This window comes from Micromonospora sp. RP3T, assembly GCF_003027925.1.
GTDB lineage: Bacteria > Actinomycetota > Actinomycetes > Mycobacteriales > Micromonosporaceae > Micromonospora.
The window spans coordinates 71,034-90,570 of record NZ_PYPS01000026.1; the positions used below are offsets into that span (position 1 = coordinate 71,034).

Consider the following 19,537-nt stretch of genomic DNA (forward strand, 5'->3'; position numbering starts at 1 on the left):
GCCCGATAGACTCTCCGGTCATGAGTGTTGAAGAGGGCACGGCCAACCACGGTCGGCTGCTGGGCACCGTCCACGGCCCGCAGGACGTGAAGCGGATGACCGCCGAGCAGCTGGACATCCTCGGTGCCGAGATCCGTGACTTTCTGATCGCCAAGGTCTCCCGCACCGGCGGACACATCGGCCCCAACCTCGGCGTCGTCGAGCTCACGCTGGCCATGCACCGGGTGTTCGACTCCCCGCGCGACCGGCTCCTGTTCGACACCGGCCACCAGGCGTACGTGCACAAGATCCTCACCGGCCGGCAGGAGGGCTTCGACAAGCTCCGCCAGCGCGGTGGCCTCTCCGGCTACCCCAGCCAGGCGGAGAGCGAGCACGACCTGATCGAGAACTCGCACGCCTCCACCGCCCTGTCGTACGCCGACGGCCTGGCCAAGGCGTACGCGCTGCGCGGCGAGAAGCGCTCCGTGGTGGCCGTGGTCGGCGACGGCGCGCTCACCGGCGGCATGTGCTGGGAGGCGCTCAACAACATCGCCACCGCCGGCAACCCGCTGATCATCGTGGTCAACGACAACGGTCGGTCCTACTCGCCGACCATCGGCGGCCTCGCCGACCACCTGTCGTCGCTGCGGCTCAACCCCGGCTACGAGAAGGTGCTCGACACCGTCAAGGACGCGCTGGGCAACACGCCGTTCGTCGGCAAGCCGATGTACGAGGTGCTGCACGCGGTCAAGAAGGGCATCAAGGACGCGGTCGCCCCGCAGGCCATGTTCGAGGACCTCGGCATCAAGTACGTCGGCCCGGTCGACGGCCACGACGTGCCGGCGGTCGAGGCGGCGCTGCGCGCGGCGAAGAACTTCGGCGGCCCGGTGATCGTGCACGCGGTCACCCGCAAGGGCTACGGCTACCGTCCCGCCGAGGACGACGAGGCCGACTGCCTGCACGGCCCCGGCGGCGCGTTCGACGTGGAGACCGGCCAGCTCGTCGCCGCGCCGTCGGTGAAGTGGACCCACGTGTTCGCCAACGAGCTGGTGGCGATCGCCGACGAGCGCCCCGACGTGGTCGGCATCACCGCCGCCATGGCGGAGCCCACCGGCATCGCCACGCTGGCCCGCAAGTACCCGGAGCGGGTCTACGACGTGGGCATCGCCGAGCAGCACGCCGCCACGTCCGCGGCCGGCCTGGCCATGGGCGGCCTGCACCCGGTGGTCGCGGTCTACGCGACGTTCCTCAACCGGGCGTTCGACCAGGTCCTGCTGGACGTGGCGATGCACAAGCTGCCGGTCACGTTCGTGCTGGACCGGTCCGGCATCACCGGCCCGGACGGGCCCAGCCACTACGGCATCTGGGACATGTCGGTCTTCGGCGTGGTGCCCGGCCTGCGGATCGCCGCGCCCCGCGACTCGGCCACCGTGCGTGAGGAGCTGCGCGAGGCGATCGCCGTCGACGACGGCCCGACCATCCTGCGCTTCCCGAGCGGCACCGTCGCCGCCGACCTGCCGGCCGTGCGCCGGGTCGGCCCGGTCGACGTGCTGGCCGAGTCGGCGCGTACCGACGTGCTGCTGGTCGCGGTCGGCTCGTTCGCCGGCCTCGGCATGGAGGTCGCGTCCCGGGTCGCCGAGCAGGGCTACGGCGTCACCGTGGTCGACCCGCGCTGGGTGCGCCCGATCCCGGCCGAGCTGGTCGAGCTGGCCGCCGGACACCGGCTGGTGGTCACCGTCGAGGACGGCGTCCGGGTCGGCGGCGTCGGCTCCGCGCTGGCCCAGGCCATGCGCGACGCCGACGTCCGCGTGCCGGTCCGCGACCTCGGCGTACCCGCCGACTGGCACCCGCACGGCACCCGCGCGCAGATCCTCGCCGACCTGGGGCTGACCGCGCAGGACGTGGCGCGCGACGTCACCGGCTGGATCTCCGGCCTGGACGCCGCCCCGGTCGACCCGGCCACCGACGGGGCCACCGCGCAGAACTGATCCTGGTCACTGTGTTCGGGCGGTCCCGCTGTCGCGGGGCCGCCCGAACGCTGTTCCGGTGACCACCGCCACGTCGGCGGTGCGGAGCGGATGCGGGAGGGATGGCGCATGGACGTTCGAGTGGGTTGGACGGCCGCCATCGCCGCGCCGCACAAGATCTTGGAAGCAAAGTGCCCCTCCGGGGGCCATTTCTTTCCAAGATCTAGGGCGACGACGAGGACGGCGGGTCAGCGGGGGGAGGAGAGGGAGCGGTACCAGGTCTTCTCGGTGCCGGCCAGGCTGAACGTCTGCTTGGCGTCGGTCTGCTCGACCACCACCAGACCCGGACGGTCGACCAGGCGGGTGGTGCCCGGCGGGGCGGCGAACGAGGCGTCCCGGGTGCGCCAGGTGAGCACCGCGAGCGGCTGGCCCGGCACCGGCAGCGGGTACGCCTGGAGCGTGGTGGACCGGTCGGCGGGGGAGACCACCGGCGTGCCGCCGCCGGCCGGCCGGTAGAGCACGGCGGTCATCGTCCCGGTGGGACTGTCCCAACTCAACTGCTCCAGGTCGCCCGGCTCCCCGTCGCCGAGCGCCACCTCGCCCAGCGAGCGCGTGGCGATCTTCGCCATCGGCCAGGACTCGGGCACGGAACGGGGCGCCTCCCGGTCGCCGAGACGGCGCGGGACGCTGCCGAACGGGCCCCGCCCGCCGGCCAGCGCGCAGGTGTCCAGGCCGGTCAGGGCGCGTTTGCCAGCGCCGGTCTCGTCGCGTACCAGCGGGTAGCGGGGCGCTTCGGTGGCCGTACCCAGGTCGAGGACGCGGTCCGCGGCCCGGCCGCGCGGCAGCGACGGCGTGGGCCGCAGCGTCGCGGTCAGCTCGACGGCCCGGCAGGCCGGCACCGCGACCGGCTCGGTGATGCCGTCGGCGCCGGGCACCGTGCGGCCGTCCGGGCCGAGCAGGCGTTCGACGCGGGCGGAGGTGAGGTAGCGGCGCCCGGCGGGTTGCCGGACCGGCAGCACGTCGGCGTAGACCAGGTAGCCGGCCTCGGTGTACTCGGTGGCGTGCGACACCCGCCACCGCTGCCCGTCCCGGTCCAGTTGCAGCAGCCAGGACGCGGCCTCGCCGGGCACGTCGGCGGCGACCAGCGCCAGCGGCGCGCCGGCCACCTCGCCGGAGAAGAGGATGCCGGAGGAGGGCAGGTGGACCCGGTCGTCGACAGGTGAGCGCCAGTCACGCACCGCAGCGGTGATCGCTTCGGTGGCGGCGGCGTCACCGGCGAGGCTGCCGCGCGGCGGCCAGACCGCGAGCGAGCCGTCCCGGCTGTCGTAGCCGACCCGCAGGGCCGTCGGCTGCCGCTCGGTCACCGGCCCGCAACCGGCTGTGGCCAGCGCCAACGCTGCCAGCGCGGCGCCCGTCACCGCGTTTCGGCGGGCTGAAACCACACTGATCCCCTCGCCGGTCGTCGGTCGGAAGCCCACATGGTACGAGACGTGCGGTCACCGGGCGGAGCCCGGCTCACCCGTTCGTCGCGGAACGTGACGTGCGATTCGTGACTCAATATCCGGCTCCGGTAGACTCCGCCGACTGTGACGCCTGCCGAGACCCGCGGCGCCTCGACGCCGGTCGCCGCCGCCCCGACGGGCTCCCGATCCGTCACCCTCGACCCCCCACCGCCGGTCACCCGGACCGAACCGCCGGCCGCACCCGCCACCGAGGACGCCGCGCCGGCCGCGCGCCGCCGGTGGCGGTGGCGGTGGACGCGCCGCCGCATCGACCTGGTGGTGTACGCCGCCTTCCTGCTCGCCGCGATCTGGGTGACCAGCGGCATCTGGGCCGACCCGGCCGGCCGGGTGGCCGCGCTCTACAGCAGCGACCCCGCCCAGGTGCAGTTCTTCCTCGCCCACTCGGTGCGGGTGGTGCTGCACGGCGAGTTCCCGTTCTTCACCGAGCAGTTCAACTACCCCGACGGGGTCAACCTGATGGCGAACACCGCCATCCTGGCGCTCGGCATCCCGATGGTGCCGGTCACGCTCCTGTTCGGACCGGCGGTCTCCTTCGTCACGCTGGTCACGCTCGGCCTGTGCGGCACCGCCGCCGCCTGGTACCGGGTGCTCTCCCGGCACCTGGTCCGGCACCGGCCGGCCGCCGCGGTCGGCGCCTGGTTCTGCGGGTTCTCGCCGGCGATGCTGTCGCACGCCAACTGGCACCCGAACATCATCAGCCAGTTCCTGCTGCCGTTCATCGTCTGGCGGGTGCTGGTGCTGACCCGGTCGGTCCGACCGGTCCGCGACGGCGCGCTGCTCGCCCTGCTGGTCGTCGTGCAGGCGTTCATCAACGAGGAGATCCTGCTCTTCACCGCGCTGGCGCTCGGGGTGTTCCTGATCGCCGTGCTGGTGCAGCAGCGGGACCGGTGGGCCACCGCGTGGCGACCGCTCGGCGCCGGCCTGGCGGTCTGCGCGGTGCTGGCCGGCGCGCTGCTGGCGTACCCGCTCTGGGTGCAGTTCGCCGGCCCGATGGCGTACCACGGGCTCAGCGACGCGGTCCGCGACTACGGCAACGACATCGCCGCGTTCGTCGCCCCCGGCTCGCCCACGTTCGGCGGCAACGAGCGGGCCAACGTCAACCTGGCCCCGAACTACTCGGAGGAGAACGCGTTCTTCGGCTGGAGCCTGTCGCTGCTGGCCGTCGGCATCGTCGTCTGGCTGCGCCGGGACGTGATGGTCCGGGCGCTGGCCGCGACCGGGCTGTTCTTCGCGGTGCTCTCGCTCGGTGAGCGGATCTCCTGGTGGGACCGGGAACTGGTGACCGGCCCGTGGGAGCTGCTGGTGCGGCTGCCGCTGCTGGACGCCGTGGTGCCGACCCGGTTCGGCCTGATCACCAGCGTGACGGTGGCGATCCTGCTGGCGTACGCGGTGCGCAGCGCCTGGGTGCTGCGCGGCGTCCAGCGGCGGACCGCGCGGACGCTGACCGCCGCCGGCCTGGTCTTCGCGCTGCTGCCGATCGCGCCGATGCCGCTGCGCGTCACCACCCGACCGCCGGTGCCGGAGTTCATCACCGCCGACCGGTGGCGGCAGTACGTCGGGCCGGACCAGACGCTGGTCTCCGTGCCGGTTCCGGCGATGGGCAACACCGACCCGATGCGCTGGGCGGCCAGCACCGACCTGGCGTTCAAGATTCCCGGCGGCTACTTCCTCGCGCCGCGCAACGGCGTCACCGGCGACCCGGGTCGCTTCGGCGGCCGGCGTAGCGGCATCGGCGAGCTGCTGGCCGACGTGGCGTCCACCGGGCGTACGCCGAAACTCGACGACCGGCAGCGCCGTCGCTTCCTGGACGAGCTGCGGCACTGGAACGCGGCGGTGGTGGTGCTGCCGCTGGACGAGCAGAACGCCGAGCCGCTGCGGCGCACCGTGGAGCAACTGGTCGGGCCGGCCCGGCAGGAGCTGGACGTGTGGGTGTGGGACGTCCGGAAACTGACCGACCGGTCCGCCTGAGCCCGGCGGCCCGCCCCGGGCCCGCGCCCCGGCGGCGGTGGTGGCCCCGGCCGGTCGACGCGCTCGTGGTGGCCGGCTACCTCGCCCTGGCCGTGCTGCTCACCACCGACCAGTGGCGCCGCCCGGAGCGGCTGTTCCACCAGGCCGGCGACCAGATGCTGTTCGAATGGATGCTGGCCCGGGCCGCCCGCGCGGTGACCGACGGCGAGAACCCGCTGCACAGCGCCGCGCTCAACGCCCCGCACGGGGTGAACCTGATGGCCAACACCTCCGTGCTCGGGCTGGGCGTGCCGCTCACCCCGGTCACCGTGGCGTTCGGCAGCCAGGCGGCGTTCCTCGTCGCGGTGGCGCTCAGCCTCGCCGGCACCGCCACCGCCTGGTACGCGCTGCTGGCCCGCCGGCTGGTCCGCTCCCGGGCCGCCGCCGCGGTCGGCGGGCTGGTCTGCGGGTTCGCCCCGGGCATGGTGGCGCAGGCCGGGGCGCACCTGCACATGGCCGCCCAGTTCCTGGTGCCGGTGATCCTCGCGCTGGTGTTCCGGCCGGCCACCGACCGGGTCCGGCGCGACGGCGTGCTGCTCGGGCTCGCGGTGACCTACCAGGTCTTCCTCGGCGAGGAGGTGCTGGTCTTCCTGGCGCTGGCCACCGGCGTGCTGGCCGGGGCGTACGCGCTCGCCGACCGGGACACCGCACGCCGGCTGGCGCCCGTGGTGGCGCGCCGGCTGGGCCTCGGCGCGCTGGTCGCCGGCGTGCTGCTGGCGTACCCGCTGTGGGTCCAGTTCCTCGGCCCCGGCCACTACACCGGGATGCCGTTCCACACCCGCGGCTACCGGTTGGACCTGGTCTCGTTCACCGCCACCGCCCGGCAGACCGTGGGCGGGGACGGCCACCGGGCCGGGCTGCTGTCGCCGAACCCGACCGAGCAGAATTCGTTCTTCGGCCCGTTCCTGCCGTTGCTGGCGCTGCTGGTGGCGGTGCGGCTGTGGCGGCGACCGCTGGTGCGCGCGCTCGCCGCGTGCGGCCTGCTGTTCGCGCTGCTGTCGCTCGGCGCCACGGTGGTCGTGGGGCGGCACGACACCGGGCTGCCCGGCCCGTACCGGCTGCTCGCCGGCGTGCCGCTGCTGGACCTGGTGGTGCCGGCGCGGTTCGCGCTGGTCTGCGTACCGGTGCTGGGGGTGCTGCTGGCGCTGGCGGTGGACCGCGTCCCGGGCGGCCCCGGACGCGGGCGGGCGCTGTGGGCCGGCGCGGTCGCCGTCGCGCTGCTGCCGCTCGTGCCGACCCCGATCCGCACCGTGCCGGTCCCGCCGGTGCCGGCCGTGGTGACCGGCGGCGACTGGCGGGCGTACGTCCCGCCGGGCCGGACGCTGGTGCCGGTGCCACCGGTCACCGGCGCGGCGGTCAGCCCGGCCATGTTCTGGTCGGCGCGCGCCGGGCTGGCCTTCGACGCGCCGGGCGGCTACTTCATCGGGCCGCGCTCGGCCGCCGACCCGACCGCCCGGTGGGGCGCGCCGGACCGTCCCACGTCGGTGCTGCTGCGCCGGGCCGCCGAGGCCGGCCAGGTGCCGCCGGTGGGCGACGTGGAACGCCGGCAGGCGGTCGAGGACCTGCGGCACTGGCGGGCGGCGGCACTGGTGCAGGCCGACTCGTCACCCGGTGACCCGGTACGCGCGACCGTGGACGCCCTGGTCGGGCCCGGGCGGGACGTCCCCGGCGGCCACCTGTGGGACGTCCGCGCGCTGCTCGGTGGCTGACCGCCCGCGCCGCCGGTTAGGCGGGGGCCCCGCTTAACGCGGGTGTTAAGCGGGGCCCCCGCCTCTACCGAAAACGTTAAGCGGGGCCCCCGCCTTACACGCGGTCGCGCACGTCCCAGAGCCAGACGTCGTCGATCCGCTGCGGGGGGCCGAGCAGCGCGGTCATCAGGTCACGCAGCACCGCCTCGCGCGGCCCGGCGCCGAGCACCACCACCGACGCCCGCCAGAAGCGCAGGTCCTCGACGGCCTGCCGGCGGTTCTCCGCGGTGATCTCGGGCAGTTCGTTGCGGTCCATGGTGGCGTAGATCAGCGTGCTGGTCGGGCGGTTCGGGGCGCCGAACACGCCCTCGCCCAGCTCGTTCGGGCCGATGAAGTAGCCGCCCGGGATGGGGAACTCCTGCCCGGTCAGCGCACTCCAGCGCAGCGTCGGCAGCCCGTGCACGTTGCTCGGGATCGGTACCGGCACCAGCGTCCGGCCGGCCGGCACGAACGGCCGCCAGCCACCGGCGGTGATGAAGTGCGGCGGCGGGTCCGTCCGCTGCGCCGGCAGGGGGCGCGGGACCAGCGGCAGCAGGGCGGCCACGATCGCGGCGTACCCGGCCAGGCGCAGCGCCCGCCGCCGGCCGGATCCGGTCCGGCCCGCGTCGGTCCGTGCGGCGTCGGTCGGGTCGTCGTCGGTCCGCTCGCTGTCGGTCGGGTCGTTGTCGTGGTCGCCGGCGCGGGGTGCGGGCACCTGGGCGGTCCCGGGCCGTCGACCACGGGACAACGCGTCCCAGGCCAGCGCGAGCAGCACACCCACGGCGGCCACCACCACCAGGCTCAACCGGGTCGGCATCATCATCTCGACGAGCGGCAGGTCGTCCGGCACGTACGCCCACGGGCCGGCCACGCTCGTCTCCGCGCCGTCGAACCGCACCACGGGCCCGATCGAGGCGATCGTGAAGAGCACCACCAGCACGGCCAGGATCCGGGCCGGCACCGACCGGCGGACCAGCAGCGCCAGCGCGGCCAGCGCGACCAGTACCAGCGGCCAGCCGAACCAGGTGTTCTGCTCGGTCAGGCCGATGGTCTTCTCCACTGCCTCGTCCCCGGCCACGGTGTCCCGGGCGAACGTGACGAAGGCCATCAGGTCCTCGCCCCAGTTGTGGAAGACGCCGCCCTGCAACCCCCGGTAGGACTGCGGGCCGTTGAACTGGAACCAGATCGGGTACGCGGTGAGCAGCAGCGCCACCCCGCCGCCGACGGAGATCGCGGCCAGGAAGGACCCGGCCCGCGCCCGCGTCTCGCGCGGCCGTTGCACCGCGTACGCCAGCACGACGACCAGGCAGGCCAGCGCCGTGAGCAGCAGCATCTCCTCGTTGATGAAGATCTGGTACGCCACCAGCAGCCCGAGCGCCACCCCGTTGCGCCGCCAGCGGCCCGGCTCGCCGAGCCGGAGCACCCGGGACACGATCAGCGGGAGCAGGAAGTTCGACACGAAGTTCGGCTGCCCGTTGGCGTGGTGCACGATGCCCGGGGCGAACCCGAGGAACGCGCCGCCGACGAACGCCGCCCCGCGCGAGCGGACCAGGTGCCGCGACAGCGTCCAGTACGACGTCGCGGCGGTCGCCGACAACGCCGCGCCCAGGTAGAGCGCGTACATCACCTGTGGACCGAGCAGCATGGTCAGCGGCGCGAGCGGCAGCGTCACCCCGAGCAGCGAGGTGTTCGCCATCATGTTCACCCCGTCCGGCGCGTTCTGCCGGGCGGTGAACAGCGGGTTCTCCAGGTGCCGCACCGAGTACGCGCCGTGCGCGAACAGCCACTCGAACCAGCTGTGGTCGGTCGGCAGGTGCGAGGACACCCGGTGCTGCACGTCGCCCCAGTAGTTGAGGCAGACGAGAACGCCGAGCAACGCATAGGCTCCGAGGGCCAGCAGGTCGGCGCGGGCCGGCCGGCGACGGGGCCGTCGCGGCGGATCCGCCGGGACGGCGTCCACCTCGACGGATGAGGAGTTCAGCGAGGGGTCCACCACCGGCACGGCCACGACGGGCCATCGTACAGGCGGTCCGGCGTCGGTCCGGTCACGGTCGGGCGGCGGTCCGGCGGCGCGGAGAGGGGTGGTCGTGACCGTCATCGATCTGGGTGAGCTGCGCGGCGACGACGCGGCGCCGGAGACCGCGCCCCGCCCGCCGCGGGCGGTCGGCCGCCCGTTCCGCGTCGCGGTGGCGCTGCTGGTGGCGCTGGTCACGCTCGCCGCCGCCGCGCCGCCGGCCCGGTCCGGGCCGGTCACGATCCGCGGCGGCACCGGGGCCTCCGCGTTCCTCGCCGACGACCGGGTGTACGTGGTGCGGCGCGCCGCTTCTGAGCCGGGCTGGGACCTCGTCGCCTACCGGGTGGGGCGGGAGCGGTGGCGGGCCCGGGTGGACGGTGTTGACGACGTGGTCGTGGTGTGGGAGCAGGGCGGGCGGGTGCTGGCCGTCGGGCCGGCCGAAAACGGCGCCCGCTGGGAGACGACGGTGTTCGACGCGGGCACCGGCGCGCCGCGCTGGCGGCAGGACGGCGTGGTGTTCCCGGCCGGCGACGCGCTGCTGCTGCGCCCGTCCGGCGGCCCGGGCCCCCAGTCGGTCCGCCGGCTGGCGGTGGCCGACGGGCGCACGCTCTGGACCGTGCCCACCACCCGTCGGGACGTGCAGTTCAGCTACGGCCGGTCCGGGGTGGACCGGATCCTGCTGCTGCCGGCCGCCGGTGAGACGGTGGTGCTGGACGCGGCGACCGGCGCCCGGCTGGCCGCCCGCGACCTGCATCCGGGGGAGGTGCCCGGCGCGCGCGCCATGCAGGGCGCGGGCCGACTGTTTCTGGAGACCCGGTTGGCCGGCGACGTCGTCACCGCCTTCGAGATGGACACGCTCCGGCCGCGCTGGACCGCCGAGCTGCCGCTGGTCGGCCACCTGGAACCGTGCGGGTCACTGCTCTGCGCCGTCCGGCAGACCGGCGGGATGTGGGCGCTGGATCCGACCACCGGCGCGGTGCGCTGGGCCAGCGACCTGTGGTCGAGCGTGCTCCGGGCCGAGGGCGGTCGCCTGCTGGTAGCCGCCGGCCGGGAGGGCGGCGAGGGCCTGTCGGTGCTGGACGGGACGGATGGGCGGCTGATCGCCGAGATCGGCGACTGGAGCGTGCTCCCGCAGGGCGAGAGCGGTGACCGGCTGTTCCTGACCCGGCCGCTGGGCGGCGACCGGATGCTCCTCGCCGAGCCGGACCTGTCCGGCGGCCCACCCGCGGTGCGGGACGTGCTGACCGGCACCGACTGCACCGCCGGCCGGGCGCTGCTGGTCTGCCGGGAGCGGAGCGGCGACTTCGTCGTGCGGCGGCTGACGTGAGCCCGGTCATCGAGCTGGGTGAGCTACGCCGGCCCGAGGACGGCGACGAGCCGCTCCCCGCGCCGCCGCGGCGACCGCCGGGCCGGGCCGTCCGCGCGGTGGCGCTCGGGTGCCTGCTGCTCACGCTGGCCGGCGCGGCGGCGCCGGCCCGGCCGCCGGCACCGGTCCGGATGCCCGCCGCGCCGGATGCCCTCTTCGTGGTGCTGGCGGGCCGGCTGATGGTGGCGGACGGTCCGAGCGCGCTCCACCAGGGCGGTCGGGTGGTCACCGGCTACCGGCTCACCGCGGGCGCGCCGGCGTGGCGGTTCGCGCTGCCCGCCGGGGACCACGTGCTGGGGCTGACCGGCGCGGCCGGCGGCCTGCTGGTGTCGAGCAGCCCGACCGGGGTCGGGGACGCGCGCGCCACGCTGCTCGACCCGGCGACCGGCGCGGTGCGCTGGCAGCAGGTCGGCTACCCGGTCCCGACCGCCTCCGGCGGGGTGCTGTTCGAGAATCCCCGGCCGGGCGGAACGGGCCGGGTGCTCGCCGTCGACCCGGCCTCCGGCGCGACGCGCTGGTCGCTGGCGGTGCCCCCGCAGGGCGTGGCGTACCGGCGGGACGACCGGGGCGTGACGCAGCTCCTGCTGATCGAGCCGGACGGCCGGGTGGCGGTGCACGACGCGGACTCCGGCACCCAGGTGGGCGCCGGCCGGGTGTCGTCCGCGCCGGACGGTGTCGCCTACCGCTTCGCGCAGGTCGTCGCCGGTCTGTTGCTGGTCGAGGGCGCCTCCGGCGAGATCACCGCGTACGGGGTGGACCGGCTGGACCGGCGCTGGAGCGTGCCGGTGGACCCGCGCGCCGGGTCGTGGTTCACCGACTGCGCCGGCATGGTCTGCCTGCGCGACCAGGTCGGCGACGCGCAGGTGCTCGACCCCGCCACCGGCCGCCCGGCCTGGACGGACGAGCGGTGGGCGGGATTCGGCCCGATCGGCGACCGGCTGATCGCCGCCGAGGCGGGGGACGGCCCGGAGCTGGAGTTGTCGGTGCTGGAGCCGGCGACCGGCCGGGTGCTCGGGCGGCTGGGCCGCTGGCGGGTCAGCGGGCGGGACGACGGGTCCGGCCGGTCGCTCGCGCTGCTCGGGCTCCGGCACCTCGCCGGGGACCGGACGCTCGTCGGTGAGGTGGACGTGCCGGCCGGCGAGGCGCGACCGCGGGCGGTCCTGCCCGGCTCCTGGGCCGAGTGCGCGGACGCCGGGGCGGCGTTGGTGTGCCTGCGCCCGGCCGGCGGGCTGGCGGTGTGGCCGGCGCGGCGGTGATCACCAGTTGGCCTGGGCGGGCGGCGCCGGCAGCGGCACCGTCTCCGGCCGCAGCACGTACGCGATCCCACCGCTGCCCGCCTGCCAGGCCGCCTCGAACGGCGCGCGCGGCACGGTCCGGCGGACCCGTTCGTCGTCCGGCGCGTACGGGTCGTTGAGCACCGGGTCGCCGTCGGTGGTGAAGCCGGCCAGCACGATCAGGTGGCCCCGGGTGTCGTAGTCCAGCCCGGGAACCTGCCCACTGGTGAACGCCGCCGAGACGACCAGCGGGATGCCGGCGGCCACGAACCGTTCCGCCTCCGCCAGCGAGCGCAGCCGGGTGACGAACGCGTCCACCCCGTGCGTCGCCGCGTACGCGGTGTTGAACGGCCAGTTCCCGGCCCCGGCGTACGCGTGGTCGTAGCAGTGCCGCGCGGCGTGCACCACCACCGGGCGGGGGCCGGGCGGGTCGACCCAGGCGTACCGGTCCGGGGTGGGGCCGGCGCCCCAGAAGTCGAGCACCATCGACACGCAGGTGGGGCTGCACCAGGAGTCGCCGCCGCCACCCCAGCGGGTGTCCCCGCCGGCGTGCAGCCGCTGCGCGTAACGCGGCACGTCCAGCACCCGCCCCCACGCCCGGCCCGCCGCCTCGGCGTCGTCGTGCCCGCCCCCGCCGGCCGGGTCGTCGTCGACGTGCCCGGGCGGCGGGACCACCGGGACCTGGCTGCCGGCGCTGGCCACCACGCCGACCGTGCGCAGCACCGGGCCGGCCGGCGCGTCGGGCCGGCGGAGCAGCGTCACCCGGGCCTGCCAGCCGGTCACCAGGGCCCCGGTCACCCGGAGCGTGTCCGCGTCGACCCGGGCCCGGTCGTCGGACTGGCCGGGCACCGAGGCGCGGCGTACCGTGCCGTCGTCGGCCGCCCAGTGGCCCAGCTCGTACCAGTCGGTGGTGGCCGCGTCGCCGGCCCAGCCGCGTACCTCGACCCGGAGCCAGCAGCCGGGCGGCGTGTCGGCGGTCCAGGACGGCACCAGCTCGGCGGCGGCGAAGCCGACCTCCGTCACCGGCGAGGTCCAGGTTCCGGCGACGGCCCCGGAAACCCGATCGGGGCGCGCCGGCCGATCGGCCGCCGCGTCGGGCGTGGACCCGTCCGCGTCGGGCGTGCGGCCGTGCGGGTCAGCCGTGGACCCGTCCGCGTCGAGCGTGGCGCGGTCCGCGTCGAGCGTCAGCCCGGACGGGCCGGCGGAGAGTCCGGTGGCGCGACCCAGGTCCCGGTCCGCCGGGAAGCGGAAACGGCGGTACGCGACGTCCCGGCCGGGGGCGGCGGCGGTCATCGGCGGCTCCACTCGGCTCGGCTCGGCCCGGCCGGCAGCCGGGACGGTGGGCGATCGTTGCCGGCGAGCATCGCGTACCCGAAGGTTTTCTGCAACGGCGGGCAGTGCCGTCCGGTTGGCGCCGCGCACTAGGTTGTGGGAGGTCACGAGGCGGGAGGCCGGAATGCGGGTACTGGTGGTCGAGGACGAGCGCAACCTCGCCGACGCGATCGCGCGCGGGCTGCGCAAGCGCGGCATGGCGGTGGATGTCGCCTACGACGGCGACGCCGGGCACGAGGCGGCGTTCGTCACCCGCTACGACGTGGTGGTCCTGGACCGGGACCTGCCCGGCGTGCACGGCGACCGGATCTGCGCCGACCTGGCCGCCTCCGGCACGCTGACCCGGGTGCTCATGTTGACCGCGAGCGGGACCGTCGCCGACCGGGTCGAGGGCTTGCAGCTCGGCGCCGACGACTACCTGGCCAAGCCGTTCGCCTTCGACGAGCTGGTGGCCCGGGTGCAGGCGTTGGGCCGGCGGGCCACCCCGGCCGCGCCGCCGGTGCTGGCGGTGGCCGACCTGGAACTCGACCCGGCCCGGCGGGTGGTGACCCGGGCCGGCGTGCCGCTCGACCTGACCAACAAGGAGTTCGGCGTGCTCGCCGAGCTGCTCCGCGCCCGCGGCGCGGTGGTGTCCAGCGAGGAGCTGCTGGAACGGGTCTGGGACGCCAACACCGACCCGTTCACCACCATCGTCCGGGTCACCGTGATGACGCTGCGCAAGAAACTCGGCGATCCCCCGCTGATTGACACCGTGGTCGGCGCGGGCTACCGGATCGAGCGCGCCAGATGACCTCCGCGCGGGTACGGCCGACGCTGCGGCTGCGGCTGACGCTGCTCAACGGCGTGCTCCTGGTCGGCGCCGGCGCGATCCTGGTGCTGCTGGCCTGGCTGCTGGTCCGGGACGCGCTGCGCCCCACCGACGAGCTGCTGCCCGGCACCACGGTGGTGCTCACCGACGGCCGCACCCTCGACGCCGGGCAGTGGCAGCGGCAACTGGTCGACGCCGCGTCCCGGGAGCTGCTGTTCAAGGGCCTGCTGGCGCTGCTGGCGATCAGCGTCGTCGGGGTGGCCGGGGCGTACCTGGTGGCCGGCCGGGCGCTGCGCCCGCTGCACCAGGTCACCGCCACCGCCCGCCGGCTCGGCGAGACCACGCTCGACGAGCGGATCGGGTGGTCCGGCGCGGACGACGAGGTGGCCGAGCTGGCCGAGACGTTCGACGCGATGCTGGACCGGATCACCGCCGCGTTCGAGGCGCAGAAGCGGTTCGTCGCGAACGCCTCACACGAGCTGCGGACCCCGCTGGCGGTGATGCGTACCGAGATCGATGTGACGCTCAGCGACGACGACGCGGACCTGGCCGAGTACCGGCGGATGGCCGGCGTGGTGCGGGAGGCGTCCGAGCGGGCCAACGGCCTGGTGGACGCGCTGCTGGTGCTGGCCCGCAGCGAGGCGCAGACCGGCCGGCGGTTGGCCCGCCGCGCCGAGTGCGACCTGGCCGTCGGCACCGCCAACGCGCTCTCCGCGGTGGCCCGCGAGGTGGAGCGGATCGGCCTGCGGGTGCACACCTCGCTGCGCCCCGCGCCGGTGGTCGGCGACCCGGGGCTGCTCGACCGGCTGGCCGGCAACCTGGTGGAGAACGCGGTCCGCTACAACCACCTGCACGGCCGGATGTGGGTGCGCACCGGCACCGACGGGCAGCGGTCCTGGCTGGTGGTGGGCAACACCGGCTTCGAGGTCGCCCCGGCCGAGGTGCCCGGCCTGTTCGAGCCGTTCCGGCGCGGCGGGCAGGAACGCACCGGGGCGCGCGGCTCCGGTCTCGGCCTGTCCATCGTCCGGGCGGTCTGCGACGCGCACGGCGGCACGGTGAAGGCGGTCCCGCAGCCCGGCGGCGGCCTGGAGGTGACCGTCACGCTCCCGTCGGCCGACCCGCCGGCGGCCACCTGACCGCCGATCCGCGACCGCCCGGCCGGACATCCGCCCTCACCTGTTCGTGCGGCCGGGCGCGCTGTCCCGTCCGCCCGGGGCGGTGGTCGGGCGTGGCGGCGCGGTGGTCGGTCAGAAAGCTTGCCGCGCGCTGGACGCCGCCGCGCCAGTGGCTCAGGGTGAGCGGAGCGACACGCCTCACCGCCCGACCTACGGAGCTGCCCGTGACCCACCCCTCGCCGCCGCGCCGCCGCGCCCTCGCGGCCCTCGCCGTCGTCGCGTTGACCGCGGCCGGCCTGGCCCCGGCCGCCGCGGCCGGTGCCGCGCCCAACCACACCACGGTGGTCAAGGACGTCCCGGCCACCACCTCGCCGGACATCATGGACGGCACCGTCGACGCGATCCACGACGCCGGCTCGAAGATCATCGTGGCCGGCTCGTTCAGCACCGTGCAGAACCGCAACTCCGACACCGACATCACCCGCAACTACCTGCTCGCCTTCGACAAGGCCACCGGCACGGTCGACACCGCGTTCGCGCCGTCGGTCGACAACGAGGTGTACGCGGTCGTCGCCGGCCCGACCGCCGGCACGGTCTTCGTCGCCGGCAAGTTCAACACCGTCAACGGGGTGACCCGGCGCAAGGTGGCGCTGCTCGACGTCGCCACCGGCGCGCTGGTCACCAGCTTCACGCCGCCGGCGTTCAACGGGCTGGTCAACGACATCGCGCTGGCCGGCACCCGGCTGCTGGTCGGCGGCATCTTCACCACCGCCGGCAACCCCAACCCGCGCGGCGGGCTGGCCTCCCTCAACGCCACCACCGGCGCGGTGGACAGCTACCTGACCACCGCGCTCACCGAGCACCACAACTACGACGGGGTCAGCGGCTCCAACGCCGGCGTCGGGGTGGAGAAGATGGCGCTCGCCCCGGACGGCACCAGGCTCGTGGTGATCGGCAACTTCAAGAAGGCCGACGGGGTGCTGCACGACCAGATCGTCCAGCTCGACCTGGGCGCCACCGCCGCCACCGTCGCCGACTGGAACACCAGCCGCTACACGCCCCGCTGCAAGTGGCAGGCGTTCGACTCGTACATGCGGGACATCGCGTACGCGCCGGACAGCAGCTACTTCGTGGTGGTCACCACCGGCTCGCCGTACGGCGGCACGCTCTGCGACGCCGCGGCCCGCTTCGAGGGCGGCACCACCGCCACCGACGCGCAGCCCACCTGGATCGACTACACCGGCGGCGACACGTTCCTCTCGGTCGCGGTCAGCGAGCAGGCCGTCTACGTGGGTGGCCACTTCCGCTGGCTGAACAACAGCGCCGGCGGCGACAACGCCCGGGCCGGCGCGGTCGGCCGGGCCAGCATCGCCGCGCTCGACCCGCGTACCGGCCTGCCGCTGTCCTGGAACCCGGGCCGCCACCCGCGCGGCATCGGCGCCTCCGAGATGCTTGTCACCCCGGCCGGGTTGTGGGTCGGCGGCGACACCTCGTGGATCGGCAACTTCCAGTACCGCCGGGAGCGGATCGCGTTCTTCCCGCTGGCCGGCGGCACGGCCCCGCACCCGACCACCGAGCCCACCCTGCCCGGCACGGTCTACCAGGCCGGCGTGCCGAAGCCCACAAACGTGCTGTACCGGGTCAACGCGGGCGGGCCGCTGGTCGCCGCCACCGACGGCGGGCCGGACTGGGCGGCCGACGACGGCGGCAACCCCAGCCCGTACCACAACAGCGGGAGCTCCGCCGCCGGCTTCGCCGCGGTGGGCGCGCTGGACACGACAGTGCCGGCCGGCACCCCGGCCGCGCTCTACAGCGACGAACGGTACGACCCGGCCGGCGCGCCGGAGATGACCTGGCAGTTCCCGGTGCCCACCGGCACCGAGGTGCGGGTCCGGCTCTACCTGGCCAACCGGTACGACGGCACCGCCGCCGTCGGCGCCCGCGTCTTCGACGTGGCGCTGGAGGGCGCCACCGTGCTCGACGACCTCGACCTGTCCGCCAGCGCCGGGCACAACGTGGGCACCATGCGCGAGTTCACGGTGGTCAGCGACGGCAGCGTCGACCTGGAGTTCCGTCACGTGGTGGAGAATCCGCTGATCGACGGCATCGAGATCGTCAAGACCGGCGCCCCGCCGGCCGGCACCGGCGACGAGGTGCAGTCCCGCTCGTACGACGGGACGACCACTGTCGGCGCGCCGAGCCCGGTGGCGAACCCGGACGGCACCGCCTGGTCCACCGCGCGGGGCGCGTTCTGGGTCGGCGGCACGCTGTTCTACGGCATGAACGGCGCGCTGTGGCGGCGCACGTTCGACGGCACCACGTTCGGCACGCCGTCGCTCGTCGACCCGTACCACGACGCCTACTGGGACACGGTGGAGACCGACTCCGGGCCGGCCGGTCAGACGTACGTCGGAGTAACCACCGGCTTCTACGCCGAGATCCCCAACGTGACCGGCATGTTCCACTCCGGCGGCCGGCTCTACTACACGCTCGCCGGGCAGAGCGGCCTGTTCTGGCGCTGGTTCACCCCGGACAGCGGCACGGTCGGCGCGGACCGGTTCACGGTGGCCGGCGCGGGCGGGTTCGCCGACGCGGGCGCGGTGTTCCTGGCCGGCGGCACGCTCTACAAGGTCAACCGGAGCACCGGTGACCTGTTGGCGACGGACTGGCTCAACGGCGCGCCGACCGCGACGTTCACCGTGCGCAGCGGCCCGGCCGTCGACGGCACCGACTGGCGGGCCAAGGCGGTGTTCCTCGGCCCGTGATGGGTGTGTAAGGCGGGGGCCCCGCTTAACGCTTTCGGTAGAGGCGGGGGCCCCGCTTAACAGGCACCTGTTAAGCGGGGCCCCCGCCTTGCGGGCCGGCCGGTCGGGCTGGCACGATCGGGTGAGTCAGCCGAGAGGTGGAAGGGGGTGTGGTGATGTCCGTTCTCAACAATCCCGCGCCCCGCGTTCCCCGCTGACCTCGCACTCCGCCGGGGCGCATCCCCCATCGGAGGAAACACCGTGAGTGCACACATCCACTGCGTGACAGTGGAATCCGACGACCCGTACGCCCTGGCCGGATGGTGGGGCCGCGTCCTCGACCGCGAGCGGCACGCCGACGACCACCCGGGTGACCCGGAGGCGGTCCTTGTCTCGCCCGACGGGCACGGCCCCGACCTGCTCTTCGTCGAGGTGGGTGAGCGCCACGGCAAGGGTGCGTTCCACCTCGACCTCCAGCCGGCCGAGGGCACCCGGGACACCGAGGTCGTGCGGCTGCGCGAACTCGGCGCGACGCTTGTCGCCGACCGGCGCCGACCGGACGGCAGCGGCTGGGTGGTGCTCGCCGACCCGGAGGGCAACGAGTTCTGCGTGTGCCGCGCCACGGCGGAACGCGCCGCGGCGGCCTGACCCGGAAACGGCGCCGGGTCGCGTCGGCCTGATCCGGAAACGGCGCCGGGTCGCGTCGGCCTGATCCGGAAACGGCGCCGGGTCGCGTCGGCCTGATCCGGAAACGGCGCCGGGTCGCGTCGGCCTGACCCGGAAACGGCGCCGGGTCGCGTCGGCCTGACCCGGAAACGGCGCCGGGCCCCCGCCGACGGCGGGGGCCCGGCGCTCCGAGCGTGGTCAGTCCTGCTTCTCGATCTCACCGCGCAGGTTGACGAACTCCGACTGGAGCTCGGACGAGGACTTGAAGTAGACGACCACCATGCCGAGGCTGCCCTTGTCGGACCAGATGCAGACACCGACCGGGATGTCCTGGGCCTTGCCGTCGCCGCACTTGGCGTCGCCGCCGAGCGGGCCGGCGTCGACCGTCTTGAACTCCTTGGTGCCCAGGTCCGGGGTGACCGCGGCGATGGCGTCCGCCATCTCCTTCTTCGGGTCGGCGATGACGCCGGAGACGGCGACGATCATGACCAGGTCCTTCTTGGCCGGGTCGCCGTAGAACGCGCCAGCCGTGCTGGTCGCGTTCGGCACGTCCTTGCCGAGCTCGGACTTCATCTGGAGCGCGGTCGACTGGAGCTGCGGCTCGGTCGCCTTCGGCCGGCCGCCCAGCGTCGTCGGCTCGACGACCCGGGTCTTGGTGGCGGTGACGACGTCCTTCACGTCGTCACCGGCGGCGGCCCAGAAAGCAATGCCGCCGCCGACGCAGAGCACCAGCACCACGGCCAGGACGATCAGCAGGATCTTGCCGACCCCGAACTTCTTCTTCGGCGGGACCGGAGCGCCGAACTGGTCGCCGCCGTACTGCGGCTGCTGCGGGTAGTCACCGCCGTACTGCTGCTGCGGCGCCGGCGGGTACTCACCGCCGTACTGCTGCGGCGGCTGGTAGCCACCCGGCTGTGCGGAGGGGGAGGGGTTGTGGCCGGGGTAGGGATTGGACGGCGGCTGGGACATGAAGGCAGCTCCTGTGAAGATTCTGGACGCGTGATGGTAGCCAGAG

At 74.9% G+C, this 19,537-nt stretch carries 13 protein-coding genes; 9 read left to right on the forward strand and 4 right to left on the reverse strand.

Annotated elements, in window-relative coordinates:
* The first annotated feature begins 20 nt into the window (after positions 1 to 20).
* On the forward strand, positions 21 to 1,967 hold the full coding sequence (dxs, locus tag C8054_RS20895) for a 1-deoxy-D-xylulose-5-phosphate synthase (protein WP_107159204.1): 1,947 nt from the start codon (positions 21 to 23) through the stop codon (positions 1,965 to 1,967).
* Between the two features lie 227 nt (positions 1,968 to 2,194).
* Here dxs and C8054_RS20900 read toward each other — a convergent pair whose 3' ends face one another.
* The gene (locus C8054_RS20900; protein ID WP_107159282.1) at positions 2,195 to 3,388 is read right to left on the reverse strand and encodes a hypothetical protein; all 1,194 of its coding nucleotides are present in this window, start codon (positions 3,386 to 3,388) and stop codon (positions 2,195 to 2,197) included.
* 327 nt (positions 3,389 to 3,715) lie between these two features.
* On the opposite strand from C8054_RS20900, the gene C8054_RS20905 reads away from it, so the two are divergent.
* Positions 3,716 to 5,437, forward strand: a complete 1,722-nt coding sequence (locus C8054_RS20905) for a hypothetical protein (RefSeq protein WP_233219793.1) — start codon at positions 3,716 to 3,718, stop codon at positions 5,435 to 5,437.
* Positions 5,395 to 7,185 (forward strand): hypothetical protein, encoded by a 1,791-nt coding sequence (locus C8054_RS20910; RefSeq protein ID WP_107159208.1) that lies wholly within the window; start codon positions 5,395 to 5,397, stop codon positions 7,183 to 7,185. The genes C8054_RS20905 and C8054_RS20910 overlap by 43 nt, the downstream gene beginning before the upstream one ends.
* A gap of 94 nt (positions 7,186 to 7,279) precedes the next feature.
* Here C8054_RS20910 and C8054_RS20915 read toward each other — a convergent pair whose 3' ends face one another.
* Positions 7,280 to 9,211, reverse strand: a complete 1,932-nt coding sequence (locus tag C8054_RS20915; RefSeq protein WP_107159210.1) for a hypothetical protein — start codon at positions 9,209 to 9,211, stop codon at positions 7,280 to 7,282.
* A 79-nt stretch (positions 9,212 to 9,290) separates the two neighbouring features.
* Between C8054_RS20915 and C8054_RS20920 the strand changes: the two genes are divergently transcribed.
* Both C8054_RS20920 and C8054_RS20925 read left to right on the forward strand, forming a co-directional pair.
* Positions 9,291 to 10,544: a PQQ-binding-like beta-propeller repeat protein gene (locus C8054_RS20920; protein WP_107159284.1), complete on the forward strand. Its 1,254-nt coding sequence runs from the start codon at positions 9,291 to 9,293 to the stop codon at positions 10,542 to 10,544.
* Positions 10,541 to 11,839 (forward strand): PQQ-binding-like beta-propeller repeat protein, encoded by a 1,299-nt coding sequence (locus C8054_RS20925; protein ID WP_107159212.1) that lies wholly within the window; start codon positions 10,541 to 10,543, stop codon positions 11,837 to 11,839. Before C8054_RS20920 ends, C8054_RS20925 begins: the two co-directional genes overlap by 4 nt.
* On the opposite strand, the gene C8054_RS20930 is transcribed toward C8054_RS20925, so the two are convergent.
* Complete coding sequence (locus C8054_RS20930) at positions 11,840 to 13,150, reverse strand: peptidase C39 family protein (RefSeq protein ID WP_107159215.1); 1,311 nt, start codon at positions 13,148 to 13,150, stop codon at positions 11,840 to 11,842. It abuts the gene before it with no gap.
* A gap of 163 nt (positions 13,151 to 13,313) precedes the next feature.
* On the opposite strand from C8054_RS20930, the gene C8054_RS20935 reads away from it, so the two are divergent.
* The 4 genes from C8054_RS20935 (at position 13,314) to C8054_RS20950 (ending at position 18,504) form a co-directional block, all read left to right on the forward strand.
* A complete protein-coding gene (locus C8054_RS20935) occupies positions 13,314 to 13,979 on the forward strand; it encodes a response regulator transcription factor (protein ID WP_107159217.1) in 666 nt (221 codons plus the stop codon).
* Positions 13,976 to 15,133, forward strand: coding sequence for a cell wall metabolism sensor histidine kinase WalK (locus C8054_RS20940; RefSeq protein ID WP_107159219.1), 1,158 nt, complete (start codon positions 13,976 to 13,978; stop codon positions 15,131 to 15,133). The genes C8054_RS20935 and C8054_RS20940 overlap by 4 nt, the downstream gene beginning before the upstream one ends.
* Before the next feature lie 203 nt (positions 15,134 to 15,336).
* Positions 15,337 to 17,877: a malectin domain-containing carbohydrate-binding protein gene (locus C8054_RS20945; RefSeq protein WP_107159222.1), complete on the forward strand. Its 2,541-nt coding sequence runs from the start codon at positions 15,337 to 15,339 to the stop codon at positions 17,875 to 17,877.
* A 240-nt stretch (positions 17,878 to 18,117) separates the two neighbouring features.
* Positions 18,118 to 18,504, forward strand: coding sequence for a VOC family protein (locus C8054_RS20950; RefSeq protein WP_107159224.1), 387 nt, complete (start codon positions 18,118 to 18,120; stop codon positions 18,502 to 18,504).
* Positions 18,505 to 18,720: 216 nt separating this feature from the next.
* Here C8054_RS20950 and C8054_RS20955 read toward each other — a convergent pair whose 3' ends face one another.
* Entirely contained in the window at positions 18,721 to 19,491 is a 771-nt protein-coding gene (locus tag C8054_RS20955) for a hypothetical protein (RefSeq protein ID WP_107159227.1), read from the reverse strand.
* Between the last annotated feature and the right edge of the window lie 46 nt (positions 19,492 to 19,537).